Genomic DNA, 19,037 nt, shown 5'->3' with positions numbered 1-19,037 from the left:
TATGAGTAAGTTTGAGATTAAGGATTTTAAGGGGGTTATCCCTGCTTTATTAACAGTATTTGATGAAAATGAAAATATTGATGAAAAAGGAATGAGAGAGCTTGTAAGTTATCTTATAGATTCAGGGGTTGATGGACTATATTTAACTGGATCAACAGGTGAAGGATTTACTATGAGTAGTGAGGAAAGAAAAAAAGTTGTTGAAATAGTTATGGATGAGGTTAAAGATAGAATACCTGTGGTTGTCCATGTTGGGGCAATTGGAACTAAGCTTTCTATAGACCTTGCAAAACATGCGGAAAGTCTTGGAGTTACTGGAATATCAAGTGTTCCACCATTTTATTGGAAGTTTTCTGAAAAGCAGATTATAAATTATTATAAGGATATAGCAGAGTCTTGCAAAACTCCTATGATAGTTTATAATGTGCCATTAGCAGGACTTTTAACTGTGGATACTATTGAAAAGCTTGCATCCATAGAAAATATTAAGGGAATAAAATACACAGCCCAGTCTCATTATGAAATAACCCAGATAAAGGATAAGTTTGGAGATGATTTTTTAGTTTATTCAGGGTGTGATGAAATGGCTTTATCAGGCCTTTTATCTGGAGCAGATGGAATAATAGGTTCAACTTATAATGTGCTTCCAGACTTATTTATAAATATAAATAATGCTGTTAATAATAAGGATATAGATTTAGCTAAGAAGCTTCAAAAAGAGGGAGTATCTATTATAATGTATCTTTTAAATACTCCATGTTTTTTAGCAGGAATGAAGTCTTTACTTAGAGCTATGGGAATAAGGGCTGGATATTGTAGAAGACCATTTGAAAATTTTAATGAAGAGTATGAAAAAGAGTTTTTACAAGGGTTAAAATCTCTTAAAGAAGTGAAATCTATTGAAAATGTTCGTTGTTTAAATATAGATATTTAGAAAAAGGAAATAAATTAAGCATAAAAATAAGCTGAGAATATTAAAATTCTCAGCTTATTTTTATTTATTTTTATTGGTGTGCATATGAAAATTGAAATTTTTATTTAATCATAGTTGCCAAAGCACCTAAAAGCACTCTAACATCATTTTCTCCTTTAAATATAGGAGTTACTTCTTTATAATATAATCCTAGTAAGCCATATACAGCCATTTGTGCAGATCTTACTGAATAATCTACAGTAAATACTGTATCATCAGGTATTTCACAGAATTGACCTAAAAATGCAAGGTTGTGTGATGATTTTGGAATAACATTAGGTCTATCTCCATATGTTCTAGTTAAAAATTGACTTGTTATAAATGGCATTACGCAAGGCTTACATATAGCAGATTTTAATATTTCATCTTTATATTCTTCAAATCCCATTAAACCTATAATTTCTTCAAGTATTTCTATACCATTACAATCATGCATTTTCTTGTGAACAAAGTTACCTTCTTTGTCAGGATGTAATGCATAACCCCAAGCAACTTGTATATCTTTAGATTGAGATTTGAAGTATGGTTGATGAGGTAAAACTAATGATAGGAACCAATTTGAATCTTTAAATGTGAACTCAGTTCCTGTACCACTACAGAATTCACGTACTAAGTCAAAGAATAATGGTGTTTTGAATGTAAGTGTTATTGATTCCCAAAGTGATTCATTTATACGATTATCAAATACTTCAGGATGACCAAATAGAGGGTCTTTCTTAGCTATGTTTTCCCATAAACTCCAAGTACCATCTGCATATTTATCTTTTATTTTTGTTGGTGTTTCATTATCACCAACATCAAAGCAAGCAGTCATAGAGCCTATTGTAACTAGTACAAGATCTTCAGGTTTAACAAATATTTCTTCATTTAAACCTTTTTTAGTATAAAGTATTTTGCTAACAGCTTTCTTTCTATTAAATTCATTAAATTCTAAATCATTTACTTTAACTCCCATAACAAAATGAACGCCAGCATTTTTTAAGTATTCAATTATTGGTTCAATTATTGAATCATATTGTATGTATCTTGAATGTCTAACACCTGCCATATCTGTAACATGAGGGAATTCATGTATGAATCTGTGAAGATATCTTTTGAATTCAACTGCACTATGCCAAGGTTGGAATGCAAAAGTAGTTGCCCACATATACCAGAAGTTTGTTTTAAAGAAATCAGGTGTGAAACAATCACAAATTCTTATTTTATCAAATTTAAATTCAGGTTGAATTATCATACTGCTTAATGCAAGTTGGTCTGCTTTTGAAAGTTCGAAAGAAAGAACATCAATTTTTTCAGCATTTTCTCCAATAAGTCTAACGGCAGATCTATTAAACTTAGTATCCTTATTAAATTTATTAAAATCATCTAAAATCGTCATGTTAGAATCCTTTGATAAAGGAACTCTTGAAAATAGGTCATAACAGCAAGCATAAGCTTCCTTATCAAACATTCTAGCACCGTGTGCTATAAAGCCAGTAATATTATCTCCAGCACCATCCATACTTCCTCCAAGACATTCTTGCTGTTCAAATATGTGAATATTATCAGCTGGAATATGTCCTTCTTGAATAAAGTAAACAGCACTAGCTAATGAAGCAATTCCTCCTCCAATAAGATATACCTTTCTTGTTTTTAAAAGACTATTTCCCATATTAAAACCTTCTTTCAAAGTAATTTATAGAAACTATAAATTTCATCAAGAATTTTCAAAGATGCCTACCTTTAGATGGAATCTATAATTTAAAAACATTTTAACTAACTTATAATAATAGTTTACTTTTGAACATTTAATGATTAAGATGATTATAGCATAAGTATATAAAAATGTTTTTTTTATGAATATCATAATTAAGAAAAGGAAGCACTTTTTATAATCAATTTATTAAAAAAATTATGGTTTTAAATAATGTCTTAACTTAAATCAATCTTTAAGATAAAAAAGTATTAAATTTTAATTTAAATAAGTTTAATTATAGATATACCTTATAAATTTAGAGGTATATAATATGTGTGTAGATAAGATTGTGTGTAGGACTTAAGGAAGTGAGAAAATGAGCATAAAAAATTTATATTATAGTGTAATTAATTTATCATCAAATATTATGGAGAAGATTACTACATGTGATATGGCGGCTAAAATATATAAATTTATATTTCAGTTTGGAGTTTTTCCAAAGCCTAAAAATTTTAAGAGTATAGTTGGAAGTTTAAATATAGAAGAAAATTTAGTTTATGAATCATCTATAAATAATAACAATAAGTTAGATATATATTATCCTAAGAATACAAAAGAAAAACTGCCTGTGATTATGTGGGTTCATGGGGGCGGATATATAGCAAATAGCAAGGAAACTGTAAAAAATTATATGATTACCTTAGCAAATGAGGGGTTTGTTGTTGTAAACATAGATTATGCTTTATCACCTGAATATAGATATCCAACTCAGATTATTCAAAGTAATGATGCTCTTGAATATGTATGGAATAACATAGAAAAGTTTAATGGAGATAGAGAAAAAATATTTATAGGTGGAGACTCTGCTGGAGCTCAAATAAGTAGCCAGCTAGGAGCAATAATAAGTAATAATAATTTAGCTAATTCTATGGGAATAAAACCTAGCATAGATAATGAAGTTTTAAAAGGAGTTATATTATTTTGTGGACTTTATGATATGGATACAGTTAGAAAAACAAAGTTTCCAGGAATTCAAACGTATATGGAATCTCTAACTGGAGTTAAAGAGTTTGAGAAGTATGAAAAGATAAATGAATTATCAACAGTTAAGAATATAACAGAAAATTATCCAAGTACATTTATAACTGTAGGTGATGCAGATCCTTTTAATATCCAAGGAAGAGATCTTTCTAATAAACTAAAAGATTTAGGGGTTAAGGTTAATGAAAAATTCTTTGATAAAAATGGATTATGGCATGAATATCAGTTTAAGTTTTCATTAAAAGAAGCAAAGGATAATTTTAATAGTTTAGTAAGTTTTATGAAAGAATGTGCATAGCAAGTATATAATAATATAAGTTTTTTTAAAACTGAAAATAAATAGACAGTTTTAATTAAAAGCTTTGTTTTATTAGAGTGTTGATTTTAGCTATGCCTTCAGACTTACTTAATTTTAAGTTAAAATAAAAATTTTGAATTTTATATTTAAAAATTATAATGAATATGAGAAGAAACTTTCTATTTAAGTTTGAATATTACAGAATAATAGCTAAAGCGAAGAAATTCCCTTTGGTCAAATAACTTCGCTTTTTAGGGCTATTATTCTTACATATTCAATGAAACCTTAAATTGATTATTAAGAGTGGGTTATAGTTCTATTTAAAATCGACATTCTAGTAAAATAGAGTCTAATTAAACTAGTTTCCTGCACTTTCATAAGAGGACACTCCTTTAAGCCATATCATATAGGCTACTGAAATTGTGATTATTCCAATGATTAAAGTTGAAATGACTCCCATAAAAAAGTTAAGTTTTCCTAATAAATATGATGCAGGATAATATCCTGTAAATGCAAAAGGAATAATAAATATTAATAATCCTTTTATTCCACCTGGATATATGGTTATAGGATATTTAGCAAAGTCACTTAAACTATAGGCTACTTGAACATGACCAAAACTATTCTTTGTCCAAAATGATATGGAGGCTGTTGCAAGTTTTACTCCTGTGTAGACTAGAGTACCTCCAATAATTGAAATTATAAAACTTATTATCCAAATAGGGGTTATAGTTACTCCTAGCTTAATTCCTGAATAAATAACAAGAATTAACCCAACAAGAAGTTCTCCAAACCCTTCAGGTTGAAATCTCTCTGCAATTACCTGAAATAGTGGGTTTAATGGTCTAAGAAGATATCTATCAAATTCTCCGTAAATTATACTTTTTCTACAGAAAATCCAAAGATAATCAGTAAAAATATGGTCTATTCCTCTAGGTATTTGAGAAAAACCATAGATAAATATTATTTCATAAAAACTCCATCCTTTAAGAGAAGGTATATTATTAAATATAAGAGAGATAAATATTAAAGATGTAAATTGTACAAGTATGAAACCAAATAATCCATATATAAAATCTTCCTTATATTCAACTAGTGTTTTTATATATTGTTTTAAAAATTGTATGTAAATCTTATAATATCTTTTCATATTCTTAACCTCCTTGAATAGCTAAGTTATCAATTAGCTTACTCCACATAGCCTTAGATAAAAATATTAAAATTACTATCCAAATAAGTTGCAATCCAAGAGATTTAGCTATTTCAATTCCACTAAATTTATTAAGGTAAATCATTGTAGGAGTATAAATTATGGAACTGAAAGGCATGAAGTTAAATAAGCTTTGTATTATTTTAGGAAAAAAAGTAAGGGGTATCATAGCACCTGAAACAAGCATTATAATCGCCCTAGCTATTTGGCTTATTCCCCAAATGTTATAAAATTTAAAAGATAAAAGTCCAAAAATATATGAGTAATAAATATTAATAAGTACTCCTAAAGAAATACTTACTAAAGATAACATTATTGAGAAAAAATCTATTTGAACTCCATTTTTTATTCCATAAATTGTTATTAGTATTGCACCAGGTAAGAACAAAGTCAAAAATGAAAATATAAATTGACCAAGTCCCATAAATATAATTCTTCTACTATAATCAATTGGTTTAATAAGATTCATAGCAATTGAACCATCTCTAACTTCATTACTTATTTGAGAACTTATATTAGAACTGGTAACGATACCTATTAAAAGAGTAATCATTATATAAGTAAGCATTTCTCCTAAGTTAAATCCATTCATAACACCTTTAGAAGAACTACTATATATGGCAATCCAAAGAAAATAAGTTACAACAAGCAATATAAGTTGTCCTATAAGGCCCATTAAAAGATTGGCTCTATAGGCACTCATTATCTTGATTTGACCTTTCGCAAAGGCTCCATATGTTTTTATTGATTTAATAAAACCCATATTTACACCTCATTTCTATAGATTTTCTTTATGATGTCTTCAATAGTACTTTCTTTTAATGAAAAATCTAAAATATCCATATTCTCCATAACCTTTGAAAGGATTTTAGAGGAGCTTATTTTATTTTTATTAAATGTTATAATTAGCTTTCCATCTTCAAATGATTGGATTAAATCACTAGGATCAATGTTATCATCTAAAAATGAATTATTAGGAAAAAGCAAATCTTTTATATTTAAAAGGTTTTCATAATTCTTTTTAGTTTGAATCTCTAAAGTAGTCATATACCCATATTTCTTTTTAATATCAGAAAGAGTACCATCATAGATTTTTACTCCTTTATCTATAATTATTATCCTTTCACAAAGCTCTTCAATATCGCTTAAATCATGGGTTGTAAGAATTATGGTCGTACCAAATTCTTTATTTATTTTCTTAATAGCCTCTCTAACTCTTTCTTTAACAACAATATCCAGGCCAATTGTTGGTTCATCTAAGTAAAGTATTTTAGGGTTATGAAGCAAGGAGGCTGCTAAATCTCCTCTCATTCTTTGACCTAATGAAAGCATTCTAACAGGTCTAGCCATGAATTCATCTAAATCTAAGGTTTCACTTAGAAACTTCATGTTTTTTTCGTATAAGTCGTCTGGAATTGAATATATGTCTTTTAAAATTGTGAAAGTTTCAGATAATGCTATATCCCACCATAACTGAGTTTTTTGACCAAATACAACTCCTATGTTTTTAGCATTTTCCTGTCTATTTTTATATGGAATTATTCCATTTACAGTAACCTTACCTGAAGTTGGGGTAAGTATTCCTGTCATCATTTTTATTGTTGTTGATTTACCAGCTCCATTTGAACCAATATATCCAACAATTTCACCTGAGCCTATTTCAAAATTAATATTTGAAACTGCTGTCTTTGTAGTAAATTCGTTAGAAAAAAGTCCCTTTATAGCTCCTTTAAATCCAGATTGCTTTTTTCTAATCTTGAATTCTTTCGTTAAGTTTTCAACCTTAATCATAAAGTCACCTCCTAAAAATCTCAATAATTCTTTTAAATCAACACTCTCTTAAAACATAACCTAAATAAAATATTTTTGTATACGATTAAATAAAGTGTGTTATTTAATTTTACTCTTTTTACAATAAAATTACAAATTTGTAATTTTAAAATTATGTAATGAGGAGATAAAATACTATAGTTTATTATTTTGATGGGAATTATGGTATAATGAAATTGTATTGTTAATATTATTTAAAAAATCTACATATAAAACATATAATTTTAGAGTAGGTTATTATTAAGTGATATTTGTATTATTCTAATTAAAAGGATAAAAAGGAGCGAAAAATATGAAAATTAAAAGAGAAAATGTAATAGATATATTTAATTTTAGATTTGCCACAAAGGAATTTAATGGAGAAATTATTCCAAGAGAAGATATGAATATGATAATGGAAACAGCAAGATTATCACCAAGTTCATTTGGTCTTGAACCTTGGAAGTTTCTTGTTATAGAAAATAAAAATCTTATAAAAGAGATTGCAGAGGTTTCATGGGGATTCCAAAGACAGGCACCTACAACAAGTCATCTTGTAGTGGCTTTAACTAGAGCAGGAAAAGATGTTAAGTATGATTCAGAGTATGTGAAAGATCTTTGGATTAATACAAAAGGTGTTAAAGAGGAATTATTTGAGAGAACAAAAGGTGTGTTAAAAACTTTCCAAAATGAAAATTTAAAAGCTGATGAAAATTATGATGAATTATTAGAATGGTCTAAAAGACAATCTTACATAGCCTTAGGAAATATGATGACATCAGCAGCCATGATTGGAATTGATTCATGTGCAATAGAAGGATTTGATAAAGAAAAAGTAGAAGAAATTTTAATTAAAAAAGGATTATTAAATAAAGAAAAATTTGATTTAACATACTTAGTTGCTTTTGGATATAGAAAAGAAAATCCATCAAGAGAAAAAGCTAGACTTTCAGAAGAAAAAGTAATTGAATGGGTTAAATAATAATTAAATATTCAAGAATAGTAGCTAAAGTGAAGAAACATCCATAGATCAAAGAACTTCGCTTATTAAGGCTATTATTCTTCCTTATTCAATGAAAATCTAAACTTTTTAATTAACACGGGCATAAAATTCTATCTAAAATCAACACTAGTTTAAAATAAAATTTTAGGTTGAAACTTAAACACCAAACTACCTTAAAAGAATCCTTGTGGCTTTATGGCAAAGGTAGTTCAAATTTTAATACAGTCTTCTTTAAACTTTTATTATTTAAATTTAAGAAATAAATGTCTTGAAAAAACTTTGGAATATTATTACAATTGTATAAAGAGAAAATGTTTTCAGAGAGAGGAAGAAATTTATGTTAAATAATATAAAAGGAAAGTTAATAGTTTCTTGCCAAGCTTTAGAAAATGAACCATTGCATAGTTCATTTATTATGGGAAGAATGGCATTGGCAGCTAAAGAAGGAGGAGCTTCTGGTATAAGAGCACAAGGTATTGAGGATATAAATGAAATTAAAAAAAATGTTGATTTACCTGTAATAGGAATAATAAAAAGGTCATATGATGACTCTGAAATTTATATAACACCTACTTTAAAAGAGGTAGAAGATTTACTAAATACAGAATGTGAAATGATTGCTTTGGATGCAACAATGAGAAAAAGGCCTAATGATGAAAAATTAGAAGATTTAGTGAAAGCTATACATGAAGGTGGAAAGCTTGCTATGGCTGATATTTCAACACTAGAAGAAGGAATTCAGGCAGAAAAATTAGGGTTTGATTGTATTTCAACAACACTTTCAGGATATACACCATATTCAACTCAAAGTCCTACTGTAGATATACCTTTGTTAAAGGCGTTGGTTGAAAAAGTTAGTGTGCCAGTTATATGTGAAGGTAAGATAAATACTCCAGAAGATTTAAAGGAAGCATTTAATAAAGGAGCTTATTCAGCAGTCGTTGGAGGGGCAATAACAAGACCACAACAAATAACAAAAAGATTTACTGATATTTTAAAATAACTTTTAAAAGTTATTTATAGATAAATATACTGTTCCTAATAATTTTATAGTGTTTTTAATTAAGAAAAACTTATGATATAAATCTATAAGTTTAGAAATATTTTAATAAATAATAGTACCCTGTTATGATTCATTATAGGGTACTATTTATATTTGGTATTTTATATTCTAATTTATGGTTTGTTTTTTATATTACCAAGTATTAAGGCTTAGTTTTAAATATATTAATATAAAGGCTTTTTAATGCTCTAATATTTATTGGCGTAACAGAACTTAGGTTTAAATATTTTGACATGCAGAATTAAAATAAGTCTTTTGATTAACTTAATAATTATTTTGTTTTTTAACTGCATTTTAAATAGTTTTTTAGAATAAATATATATATAGAAATAAATAGAATATTACTTATTTTAATTTATTATGGATGTAATATAGTGGTTTTTATATTTGATAATATTTTATGTGGAGGATTTATTTATGGGTGATTTTGTTGTGGTTGATATAGGAGGAACTAGTATTAAGTATGGTCTTATTGATTATAGTGGAAATTTAAAAGAGCATTATAATATGGATACAGAGGCTTATAAAGGTGGGCCAAGTATAATAGAGAAAGTTAAGGAAATAGTAAATAACTTTAAAGAAAAGACTGAAATTAAAGGAATATGTATATCAACAGCAGGAATGGTTTGTCCAAATGAAGGGAAAATAGTCCATGCAGGACCTAGTATTCCTAATTATACTGGTGTTGAAATTAAAAAAATTATGGAGGAAGAATTTAATATTCCTTGTTCTGTAGAAAATGATGTTAACTGTGCTGCCTTAGGAGAATTTTATTGTGGAGCAGGTAAAGGAAGTAAGTCCATGGCTTGCTTAACTGTTGGAACTGGCATTGGAGGGGCATTAATTTTTGATGGAAATATACTTCATGGTTTTTCTAATTCAGCTGGAGAAATTGGATATATGATGATTGATGGGGAACATATTCAAAACTTGGCTTCAGCAAGAGTTTTAGTTAATAAAGTTGCTTATAGAAAAGGATTAGATTCAAAAAGCATAAATGGAAAATTTGTATTTAAAGGATATGAAGAAGGAGATGAAATTTGTGTTGAAGAAGTCAAAAATCTAGCTGATATATTAGCCTTAGGAATATCACACATAGTTTACTTAGTTAATCCAGAAATTATTGTTTTAGGTGGAGGCATAATGGCTAGGGAAGATATTTTAAGACCATTAATAGAAAGAAATCTAAAAAAATATCTTATAGAATCAGTTTACAACAACACAAAATTAGCTTTCGCAGAATTAAAGAATAATGCTGGTATGATAGGTGCATTTTGTGATTTCAAAAAAAGATACATTAATTAGATAAAAGATAATTACAACTAAGATGTAAATTGAAAATTATCTTTTTTTATTTATTTTTTTATAATTTTACAATTTATAATTTTTTTGTGATTTATTTGCTATACTTTTAATTCTTTAATGAAATTCTTATAAAAGTAGTTAAACTTAGTATATTTTAAAGAGTATTAATAGTCCAATAGGCACCTTTTGGTAAGTAGAATACCAAAAGGTGCCTACTTTTAATTTAAAAAATTATGTTTATACTAAGAAATATAATGATTATTAAGAAATAATTAATAAGGAGTGAATAGAATATGAAATTACAATTAGCATTAGATCTTGTTGATATACAAGGTGCAATAGATATGGTAAATGAAGTAGGAGAATATGTTGATGTTGTTGAAATAGGAACACCAGTAATAATTAATGAAGGACTTAGAGCTGTTAAAGAAGTTAAAAAAGCTTTCCCTAATATAACAGTATTAGCAGACCTAAAAATAATGGATGCAGCTGGATACGAAGTAAGTCAAGCATCAGAGGCAGGAGCAGATATAATAACAATCCTTGGAACTTCAGAAGACGAGTCAATTAAAGGGGCTGTAGCAGAGGCTAAAAAACAAGGAAAAGAAATACTTGTTGACATGATAGCTGTTAAAGATCTTGCAACTCGTGCAAAAGAAGTAGATGAATTTGGTGTTGATTATATTTGTGTACATACAGGATATGATCTTCAAGCAGTAGGAAAGAATTCATTTGAAGATCTTAGAACAATCAAAAAAGCAGTTAAAAATGCTAAAACAGCTATAGCTGGAGGAATTAAGTTATCAACTTTACAAGAAGCTATAGATCAAAATCCAGATTTAATAATTGTTGGTGGTGGAATCACAACAGTTGAAAATAAAAAAGAAGTAGCTAGTAAAATGCAACAATTAATAAGAAAAGGTTGTTAATTGATATGAATACAGTTGAATATTTAACTGAAATAATTGAAGAGCTTAAAAAATCTGTGAAGTTAATTTCAGAAAGTGAGGCAGAGAGCTTAGCTAATGAAATTTTAAAAGCAAAGAAAATTTTTGTAGCAGGAGTAGGACGTTCAGGATTTATGTGCAAATCTTTCGTTATGAGAATGATGCATATGGGATTTGAGGCTTATGCTATTGGAGAAACTACAACTCCAAACTTTACAGAAGATGACTTATTAATAGTTGGAACAGGCTCAGGAGAAACTAGAACACTAATACCTATTACAGAAAAAGCTAAAAGTTTAGGAGGAAAAATTGCAGTTGTAACTCTTTCTCCTGATTCATCAATTGGACAGTTAGCTGATTTAATAGTTAAGTTACCTGGAGCACAAAAAGACCAAGAAAAAACTAACTATAAAACAATACAGCCAATGGGTTCACTTTTTGAACAGATAATGCTTTTATTCTATGATGCTGTTATTTTAAGTATAATGGAAAAAAGAGGATTAGACTCTAGTAAAATGTATGGAAAACATGCTAATTTAGAGTAATTTTAATATTGCTTTAAATTAGACTTTGGCAACAAAAAGGCAGACTTTTTAATAGTCTGCTTTTTTTATATTTAAATAATTCTTTCCTTTTATTATTATGTTTATAGCTTATGTATCAGAAATAGTTTTTTACACTTTTAAAAAAGTTAAATTCTAAAATATATAGGAAATTCATTTTGCAAAATATTTCTATTAAATAATTTTATTAAGATATAAAATAAATTTGTTTTAGAAAATTTTGAATTGAGTTTAATACAGTTCAAAATAATATAGTTGAAACTAGTGTAAAAATGCATTTTAATACCATATATGAATATTATTTCATTTAATATAATTATAAAAAATAAGTTTTATCTGGAAATAACTAGCTTAAATAAATTTAAATTACCTTTAATTAACATTTTGTTAATATTATGGTGTTAAAAAGCATAAATAATATAAATTTATATCTTAATTTAATAAATAATTATGGTCGAATTTTGTTGTTAGAATTTTATTTACTAATTTATTGAATAAATTTAAAATATAAGTAGAGTAAATTTATTGAAATCAATAAATCAGATAATGGATTTGTGTTGTGTTTAATTTTAATAATAGAGTTTAAAAGTAGGGGTTGATACTAAATTAAAACGGGAGAGTATGATTTTATGTTTACAAATGATTTAAAGGATTTATTGGCAGGGTTATATCAAAAATATGGGTGTACTCAAGAAGTTATTATGCTAAGTAATATAATAGATAAAATTATTGTTGAAGAGCAGAGTGAAAGGCTAAAAGAATATAATATAAGAATAGGAAAAAGTAATATTTAATCTTTAGAACTTATGTATATTTATTAACTTAATTTCATCTGACTACTTATAGTAATAAGCATCAGATAGATATTATTTTATTTGGAATTTAAGGTAGAATTTTATATAATAATATTAAGAAAGCTATACTAAATTTAGTATAGCTTTTATTTTTGTAAAATAATAAGGAAAGTTCTATTTAAAAGATTTTATACTATTTAATCTATCTTGTAATTTTTGTTCAGGTGATTTTTTAAAGTTATATCCATAAACAGCATTTTCAAAATCTCCATAAGTTGGGTTTGGAAGCATTATATATGTAGTTCCAAAGAATTTAGCTTCTTTCTCTACTATAGCTCTTCTTTCTTCATTTGATTTATTATCATATCCATTAGGGAAATCACCTAAATTATCACCACAATACATTACAAGATTATATTTTTCTTTTATTTTATCCCATCTAGCTTCTTTGTTATTTGTATCTGTTTTTAAAAGAACATGATCTTTGTCAGCATCAACAAATCCTAATTTTTTCATATTTTTTAATGTTGCATCTAATTCAGTTTTTTCACTTCTGTTAGAAACATAGAATACTTCAAAACCTTTACTTTTTGCATAGTCTGTAAATTCTTTTGCTCCATCTATTGCAGAAGCATCAGCCATTTGAACCCAAGCTCCCCAGTTTTCTTTTGAATAAGTTTCATTATGTTTAATTTGGTATCCTGCATGTTTAGAGTTATCAAGAATTGTTTCATCTATATCTAAAGTAACAGCATAAGGTTTGTCTGTGTGTTCTTTAACAAGTTTATCAACATATCTCATTCCAGAATTATAAGCTTCATATCTTAAAGCCTTAACTTCACCTGAATTTTGTTCCCATAATGTAGCTAATACATTCCCTCTAACTAATTGCTCAGTAGCATTCTCTTTTGATGCTGCTTCTACCTTAGCCATTTGTTGTGTGTCTTGATGTTTTTCATAGGCAATTGTTCCACCAGTACCAACACCTAATCCTATTATTGCTGATAATACAATCGAAGTAACTTTTGAACTTTTCATAAAATCGTCCTTTCATTTTAAAAAAATAATATGTATAAAAAATAAACAATATTCACAATATGTTAACGCTTTCATTATATTTTAAGTTGAAAATAAAATCAAGTCAATTAATAGAATAATTATAAATTTTTATAATTATAAGATATATTTAATTAAGATTAAAAAGGGTGTATAATAAGAATATATTTGTTATTACTGTTATTATTTGAAATAAATGGCGGTTTAACAGGAGGTTGTGAAATGAAGAGAGAAACTATAAAAAAAGCTATTATACCAGCAGCTGGACTGGGAACAAGATTTTTACCAGCAACAAAGGCTCAACCTAAGGAGATGTTACCTATAGTTGATAAGCCTACAATTCAATATATTATAGAAGAAGCTGTTGCATCAGGAATAGAAGAAATATTGATTGTAACAGGAAGAAATAAAAAATGTATTGAAGATCACTTTGATAAGTCAGTAGAACTTGAGTATGAACTTGAGAAAGCTGGAAAAAGTGAATTATTAGACTTAGTTAAAGATATTACGGATATGGTGGATATACATTATATAAGACAAAAAGAACCAAAGGGATTAGGCCATGCAATAAGCTGTGCTAGAACTTTTGTTGGGGATGAACCTTTTGCAGTTCTTCTAGGTGATGATGTTGTTTATAATGATGAAAAACCATGTTTAAAACAATTAATAGATTGTTATAGTGAGTATCATACAAGTATATTAGGTGTTCAAACTGTTCCAGAAAAAGATACTAATAAATATGGAATAGTTAATGGAATACATATTGAAGGCGACGTTTACAAGGTAACTGATTTAGTAGAAAAACCAGATATTGATAAAGCACCTTCAAATATAGCTATATTAGGAAGATATATATTAACACCAAAAATATTTGAAATATTAGATAAGACAGAACCAGGAAAAGGTGGAGAAATTCAACTTACAGATGCTCTTTTAAAACTTTTAGATTATGAAGCAATTTATGCTTATGATTTTGAAGGAAAAAGATATGATGTTGGAGATAAACTGGGATTCTTAAAGGCAACTGTTGAGTATGCGTTAAGAAGACCAGAACTTAAAGATGGGTTTACAGACTATCTAAGGGGAATAATAGAGTAAAAATAATATTTAAAAAGGGGCTTTATCAAAATATAACAATAAAACTTAAAAATTTATTCTAGTAATTACTAGATTTCGCTAAGAATTTATAATAATTACTTTGAAAATATTACTGAAGCTTTTAAACCCGCTAGGTTTCTAACGGTCTTAGCTTTTAATGTGATATTTTCTAAAGAACAATTTAAATTCTAAAGCTAATCTATATATTATATTAATATTATTTGTAAGTTTTATAAAAGGTTATTTTGATACAAGCCCTTTATTTAAGTTTTTATAGTTTGAAATTATATAAATTTATACAATATAATTCATTGGATTTACATGTTGTCCATTTACTCTGACTTCAAAGTGAGCATGGGGGCCTGTACTATATCCAGTTGAACCTACTAATGAAACAATTTGTCCTTGTTTTACATGTTGTCCAACAGAAACTTTTAACTCTGAGGCATGAGCATAAAGTGTACTAATTCCACCACCATGGTCTATTATTACCATATTTCCGTATGCAGGATGGTAAGAAGCTGTTGTTACCACTCCATCTTTAGATGCGAAGAATGGATCACCAGCAGAAGCGGCAAAATCTACACCAGTATGAACCTTATATTCACCAGTAATAGGATGAATTCTAGGACCATAATTACTTGTAATAGTATTAGAAGAAACTGGGCGAATAAATCCAGTTGATAAGTTGTCAGATGGAGTAGTATAATCATCTGAATTACCACTATTACTTGATGAATTATTATCAAAATATGATTGGATTTCTTTTTCTATTTCATCTTCTTTAGAAGCTAAATTTTTTAGCTCGGCATTCTTATTAGCCTCTAATGCCTCTAATTCATCTAATTGTGATTTGTATAAATTTAAAGTTTCTACATGTTCTAACTGTATCTTTTCTAATTTACCTTGTTTTTCAACTAATTCAATTTTCTTGGTATCTAATGTTGATTTAGAACTTTCAAGTTGAGATTGTCTATCTTCTAACTCTTTTTGTAATGCTTCAACCTCTGAAATTAACTCATTATCGGTTTTAACAAGCATTTTTATATTGGCTATATTAGATAATAAATCTCCAAAATTCTTAGATTCTAAAAGTATGTACAAGAATTTATCTCCCATATTTGATTTATAGATATTCCTTAATCTTTCACCTAGAATTTCTTCTTTAAGTTTTTTTTCTTCTTCAGCATCAGATATTGCTTTAGTATTTTCTAAAATAGAATTTTGAAGTTTATTTATTTCAGAATCAGTTTCAGTTATTTCTTTATGTAAAGTATTTATTTTTCTTTCAAATTCATCTACTTTAGCTTGTGCATTATGAAGCTCCTTAGTTTTAGCATCCATATCTTCTTTAATTTGATCTAATTTACTTTTTTGAATCTTTTTTTCTTCTATAATTTGTTTCTTTTCTTCTTGTAGTTTATTAATATCAGTAGTTGCTTTTACTAATGAGGGGGCTGAAATTACATTAGCCATAATAAAGCTACTCATAAACAAAGATATTACCTTAAGTTTATTCATTTAATCACCTAGCCTTAATATTTTTTGAATTTTATCATAATGTCTCAAATTATATATTAAAATCATAGGGCATGGCCACAAACATTTTATAAACTTTTTTGAATAGTTTAAACAAATAGTTAATAAAATATTAACTATAGTTATTTTTATAGAAAAAAATGAAATATATGTATTTATTATTGAAATTATTAGAATAATTTTTGGAATAAATAGAAGAAAAATTATTTTTATTTAACTGTATAACTAGCATTAGACAATAATTTATTTTAGTTATATTAAATTATATACATGCAATTAATATTTATACTTAAAATTAGATAAGAGTAAAAAGTTAAGAGTTAAAAATTAATACTTTCAAAGTAGCTTCACAACAAAGAATACTGTTAAAATTCATAAAGTAAAACTTAAAAACTAACGCTTTAAAATGGATTTATAATTAAGGAATGCTATCTAAGAGTATAAATAACATCAAGTTAACAACCTGTCTTTATGGACAAAACTTAAATATAAATAATTAAACTATTTATGTAAAATAAAAAAAGTAAGATTTAAATTTATTCTTAAAAAAGAAGTAGATAATTAATAGCATATTAATTGCAGTCTGTAGACAAAATAGCTTTTGATTATTACAAAGGTTTATATAGTTAAATATACAAAATATTCAATTTTAATAGAGAATAATATAGATAATAAAGAGGGATGATTAAAAATACTAAATTTTAACAATAATTAAAATGAATAATAAAAAAATAGATGATTAAAACACTGAAAGTTTGTCAATTATTAAAATGTAAGTTTCATAATTTCAGGGGGAAATATTTATGGGAAGAAAATCATCTAAAAAGTATATAAAAGAAGTAAATGCTCAGATAGTACTATTTGTATTGATAATGATAATAATGAGAATGGTAGTATTAAACTTTATGAGTGACTTATCAGGAATAGGTTTTGAAGAATTATCAAAAGCTAGAATATATAATGGAAATATATCAACAGTAGTATTTCTTGAAGGCTTAGTTAATTTTTTTGGAAGCTTCATATTAGAAACATATAAAGGAATTACATTAATAGTAATAATAAATATAGTAATAGCTTCTTATATATTAAGTAAAAAGGATTTAACAGGTAATTTCTATTTTAATATGTTAATAGCATATGTTTTTTCTTCTATAATAACAGTATTTTTATTATTAGGAGGTGTTTTACTTTTCTTTGCAATAATACAAGGAATGGTTTTAATAAATTCATTTAAAATAGATGTATCTTCAGAAATACTTTGGATAACATTTTCTGTATTATTAGGAATACTTATAATAAAACATTTAAGAAAGAATGTTGTCTTTTCCTTAATTGTATTTATTACAATATCAATTTATTCAGGATGTTACATGGAAATAGGTAAAGATCCAATAAAAACCGATGATTTAAAATATAGTTTAGAGGAATTCTCATATAATTTAAGTAATTTGGATATAAAAGCGTCAAAATAGTTTATTCATAATAGGTTTAAACTGAATATAAATAATTATAAATAAAAAATTATGACTAAAAATAATTTATACAAAAATATATAAGTTATAAATTACGTAACATAAGTTAATTGATATAAAGAAATAAAAATATATAGATTAATTAAAAAATATACAAAGCAATGAAAATATATTTAAGAAATAAAAACATAATATAATCTGTTGTGCTAGTTATTTTACTAAACCTATTGAAATGACTACATAAGATTTTTTAACTATAAAATTATATATTACTGAAATATAGTATTTTCAATAACCATATTTAACTAGCACAACGAGTTAATATATAAAAGATAATATAAAAAACATACAAAGTATTTTTTTGTATGTTTTTTATAAAATTAAATTTATATATAAGTATTAAGTATATAGAAGAATAAATATCCATAAAGTATATTCTATGGACGAGTATATATTTTGATATTATTAGAAGTCATATATATTTTGAGGATTTTTATAAAGCAAATAACTATTTTTTATAACATTATTAAACTTTGAAATTGTTTTAACTCAAAACTATGCATAAAGCAAATAACTATTTTTAGAACTATAAAATAATATATATTATGATAAACTTGGTTTTAAAGTACTACTAATTTTATATTTATATATTATATTTATACTTTAGTAAATAATATTAAGTAAAATTAAAAATATAATCAAATGTTTTAAAAATAGTTATAAATAATAGTCATTTTTCAAATTTTAAAGAGTTAATAGTAGGGTTTTAATTATATATTAAAAAAATAGAGTATAATTATATAAAAAAAGTATAAAATTTCAAATAAAACAATAAACACTATTCCTAGTGTATCTATATAAGATAAATAAAGAAAAAATGAGAAATAAGAAGTAATTTAGTTTTAATTTATAAAAATAGATAAAATAAAATAAAATTAAGTTCGATAAGATGATAAGATAAATCTCGTCAGCGAGAGACACGGCAACAAAATATCACATTAATTGATAAAAAGTTGTTGACAAAGTTTCTTAAAGATGTTAAAATAAATGAGTCGCTTGAAGGTGATGAAGAAATGGTCTTTGAAAATTAAACAGAAGATATTAACATAAACCAGCAATTCTTTTAACAAGTAATATGAGTATAGATTAAACTTTTAAATTGAGAGTTTGATCCTGGCTCAGGATGAACGC

The 19,037-nt window shown here is 26.2% G+C and carries 16 protein-coding genes; 10 read left to right on the top strand and 6 right to left on the bottom strand.

Annotated features, from left to right (window positions below; all coding sequences use genetic code 11):
- The first annotated feature begins 1 nt into the window (after position 1).
- Positions 2-934 (top strand): N-acetylneuraminate lyase, encoded by a 933-nt coding sequence (locus tag Q1K13_RS04280; RefSeq protein WP_300347945.1) that lies wholly within the window; start codon positions 2-4, stop codon positions 932-934.
- Positions 935-1,034: 100 nt separating this feature from the next.
- Here Q1K13_RS04280 and Q1K13_RS04275 read toward each other — a convergent pair whose 3' ends face one another.
- The gene (locus tag Q1K13_RS04275; RefSeq protein ID WP_300347940.1) at positions 1,035-2,624 is read right to left on the bottom strand and encodes an oleate hydratase; all 1,590 of its coding nucleotides are present in this window, start codon (positions 2,622-2,624) and stop codon (positions 1,035-1,037) included.
- Between the two features lie 400 nt (positions 2,625-3,024).
- On the opposite strand from Q1K13_RS04275, the gene Q1K13_RS04270 reads away from it, so the two are divergent.
- Positions 3,025-3,987 (top strand): alpha/beta hydrolase, encoded by a 963-nt coding sequence (locus Q1K13_RS04270; protein WP_300347938.1) that lies wholly within the window; start codon positions 3,025-3,027, stop codon positions 3,985-3,987.
- Positions 3,988-4,345: 358 nt separating this feature from the next.
- Here the strand turns inward: Q1K13_RS04270 and Q1K13_RS04265 are convergent, their stop codons facing one another.
- From Q1K13_RS04265 to Q1K13_RS04255, 3 genes are read right to left on the bottom strand one after another with little or no spacing between them, the layout of a single operon-like run.
- Positions 4,346-5,137 (bottom strand): ABC transporter permease, encoded by a 792-nt coding sequence (locus tag Q1K13_RS04265; protein ID WP_300347936.1) that lies wholly within the window; start codon positions 5,135-5,137, stop codon positions 4,346-4,348.
- Positions 5,138-5,141: 4 nt separating this feature from the next.
- Positions 5,142-5,960, bottom strand: coding sequence for an ABC transporter permease (locus tag Q1K13_RS04260; protein ID WP_300347935.1), 819 nt, complete (start codon positions 5,958-5,960; stop codon positions 5,142-5,144).
- Between the two features lie 2 nt (positions 5,961-5,962).
- Complete coding sequence (locus tag Q1K13_RS04255; RefSeq protein WP_300347933.1) at positions 5,963-6,988, bottom strand: ABC transporter ATP-binding protein; 1,026 nt, start codon at positions 6,986-6,988, stop codon at positions 5,963-5,965.
- Between the two features lie 331 nt (positions 6,989-7,319).
- Between Q1K13_RS04255 and Q1K13_RS04250 the strand changes: the two genes are divergently transcribed.
- From Q1K13_RS04250 to Q1K13_RS04225, 6 genes are all read left to right on the top strand, one after another.
- Positions 7,320-7,988, top strand: a complete 669-nt coding sequence (locus tag Q1K13_RS04250; protein WP_300347932.1) for an NAD(P)H-dependent oxidoreductase — start codon at positions 7,320-7,322, stop codon at positions 7,986-7,988.
- Positions 7,989-8,346: 358 nt separating this feature from the next.
- On the top strand, positions 8,347-9,012 hold the full coding sequence (locus Q1K13_RS04245) for an N-acetylmannosamine-6-phosphate 2-epimerase (protein WP_300347930.1): 666 nt from the start codon (positions 8,347-8,349) through the stop codon (positions 9,010-9,012).
- Positions 9,013-9,489: 477 nt separating this feature from the next.
- A complete protein-coding gene (locus Q1K13_RS04240) occupies positions 9,490-10,377 on the top strand; it encodes an ROK family protein (protein ID WP_300347929.1) in 888 nt (295 codons plus the stop codon).
- A gap of 293 nt (positions 10,378-10,670) precedes the next feature.
- A complete protein-coding gene (hxlA, locus tag Q1K13_RS04235) occupies positions 10,671-11,306 on the top strand; it encodes a 3-hexulose-6-phosphate synthase (protein ID WP_300347927.1) in 636 nt (211 codons plus the stop codon).
- Positions 11,307-11,311: 5 nt separating this feature from the next.
- Complete coding sequence (gene hxlB / locus Q1K13_RS04230; protein WP_300347925.1) at positions 11,312-11,869, top strand: 6-phospho-3-hexuloisomerase; 558 nt, start codon at positions 11,312-11,314, stop codon at positions 11,867-11,869.
- 647 nt (positions 11,870-12,516) lie between these two features.
- Positions 12,517-12,681 carry a hypothetical protein gene (locus tag Q1K13_RS04225; protein ID WP_300347923.1) on the top strand — a complete coding sequence of 55 codons (165 nt, stop codon included), beginning with the start codon at positions 12,517-12,519 and terminating at the stop codon, positions 12,679-12,681.
- Positions 12,682-12,855: 174 nt separating this feature from the next.
- Here Q1K13_RS04225 and Q1K13_RS04220 read toward each other — a convergent pair whose 3' ends face one another.
- Complete coding sequence (locus Q1K13_RS04220; protein ID WP_300347922.1) at positions 12,856-13,719, bottom strand: 5'-nucleotidase, lipoprotein e(P4) family; 864 nt, start codon at positions 13,717-13,719, stop codon at positions 12,856-12,858.
- A 240-nt stretch (positions 13,720-13,959) separates the two neighbouring features.
- On the opposite strand from Q1K13_RS04220, the gene galU reads away from it, so the two are divergent.
- Positions 13,960-14,835: a UTP--glucose-1-phosphate uridylyltransferase GalU gene (galU, locus tag Q1K13_RS04215; RefSeq protein WP_300347920.1), complete on the top strand. Its 876-nt coding sequence runs from the start codon at positions 13,960-13,962 to the stop codon at positions 14,833-14,835.
- A gap of 294 nt (positions 14,836-15,129) precedes the next feature.
- Here galU and Q1K13_RS04210 read toward each other — a convergent pair whose 3' ends face one another.
- A complete protein-coding gene (locus Q1K13_RS04210) occupies positions 15,130-16,356 on the bottom strand; it encodes a murein hydrolase activator EnvC family protein (RefSeq protein WP_300347919.1) in 1,227 nt (408 codons plus the stop codon).
- 821 nt (positions 16,357-17,177) lie between these two features.
- Here Q1K13_RS04210 and Q1K13_RS04205 point away from each other — a divergent pair.
- A complete protein-coding gene (locus Q1K13_RS04205; RefSeq protein WP_300347917.1) occupies positions 17,178-17,846 on the top strand; it encodes a hypothetical protein in 669 nt (222 codons plus the stop codon).
- Positions 17,847-19,037 lie beyond the last annotated feature (1,191 nt).

It is taken from the genome of Clostridium sp. (assembly GCF_029267215.1).
In the GTDB taxonomy this organism is placed as follows: Bacteria; Bacillota; Clostridia; order Clostridiales; family Clostridiaceae; genus Sarcina.
This window is presented reverse-complemented; position numbering and strand designations above follow the sequence as displayed.

What these genes read in the sequence shown, in the direction of transcription:
- Q1K13_RS04280 (WP_300347945.1), top strand. Translation starts at nt 2, where the DNA reads ATGAGTAAGTTTGAGATTAAGGATTTTAAGGGGGTTATCCCTGCTTTA.
- Q1K13_RS04275 (WP_300347940.1), bottom strand. Translation starts at nt 2,624, where the DNA reads ATGGGAAATAGTCTTTTAAAAACAAGAAAGGTATATCTTATTGGAGGA.
- Q1K13_RS04270 (WP_300347938.1), top strand. Translation starts at nt 3,025, where the DNA reads ATGAGCATAAAAAATTTATATTATAGTGTAATTAATTTATCATCAAAT.
- Q1K13_RS04265 (WP_300347936.1), bottom strand. Translation starts at nt 5,137, where the DNA reads ATGAAAAGATATTATAAGATTTACATACAATTTTTAAAACAATATATA.
- Q1K13_RS04260 (WP_300347935.1), bottom strand. Translation starts at nt 5,960, where the DNA reads ATGGGTTTTATTAAATCAATAAAAACATATGGAGCCTTTGCGAAAGGT.
- Q1K13_RS04255 (WP_300347933.1), bottom strand. Translation starts at nt 6,988, where the DNA reads ATGATTAAGGTTGAAAACTTAACGAAAGAATTCAAGATTAGAAAAAAG.
- Q1K13_RS04250 (WP_300347932.1), top strand. Translation starts at nt 7,320, where the DNA reads ATGAAAATTAAAAGAGAAAATGTAATAGATATATTTAATTTTAGATTT.
- Q1K13_RS04245 (WP_300347930.1), top strand. Translation starts at nt 8,347, where the DNA reads ATGTTAAATAATATAAAAGGAAAGTTAATAGTTTCTTGCCAAGCTTTA.
- Q1K13_RS04240 (WP_300347929.1), top strand. Translation starts at nt 9,490, where the DNA reads ATGGGTGATTTTGTTGTGGTTGATATAGGAGGAACTAGTATTAAGTAT.
- hxlA (WP_300347927.1), top strand. Translation starts at nt 10,671, where the DNA reads ATGAAATTACAATTAGCATTAGATCTTGTTGATATACAAGGTGCAATA.
- hxlB (WP_300347925.1), top strand. Translation starts at nt 11,312, where the DNA reads ATGAATACAGTTGAATATTTAACTGAAATAATTGAAGAGCTTAAAAAA.
- Q1K13_RS04225 (WP_300347923.1), top strand. Translation starts at nt 12,517, where the DNA reads ATGTTTACAAATGATTTAAAGGATTTATTGGCAGGGTTATATCAAAAA.
- Q1K13_RS04220 (WP_300347922.1), bottom strand. Translation starts at nt 13,719, where the DNA reads ATGAAAAGTTCAAAAGTTACTTCGATTGTATTATCAGCAATAATAGGA.
- galU (WP_300347920.1), top strand. Translation starts at nt 13,960, where the DNA reads ATGAAGAGAGAAACTATAAAAAAAGCTATTATACCAGCAGCTGGACTG.
- Q1K13_RS04210 (WP_300347919.1), bottom strand. Translation starts at nt 16,356, where the DNA reads ATGAATAAACTTAAGGTAATATCTTTGTTTATGAGTAGCTTTATTATG.
- Q1K13_RS04205 (WP_300347917.1), top strand. Translation starts at nt 17,178, where the DNA reads ATGGGAAGAAAATCATCTAAAAAGTATATAAAAGAAGTAAATGCTCAG.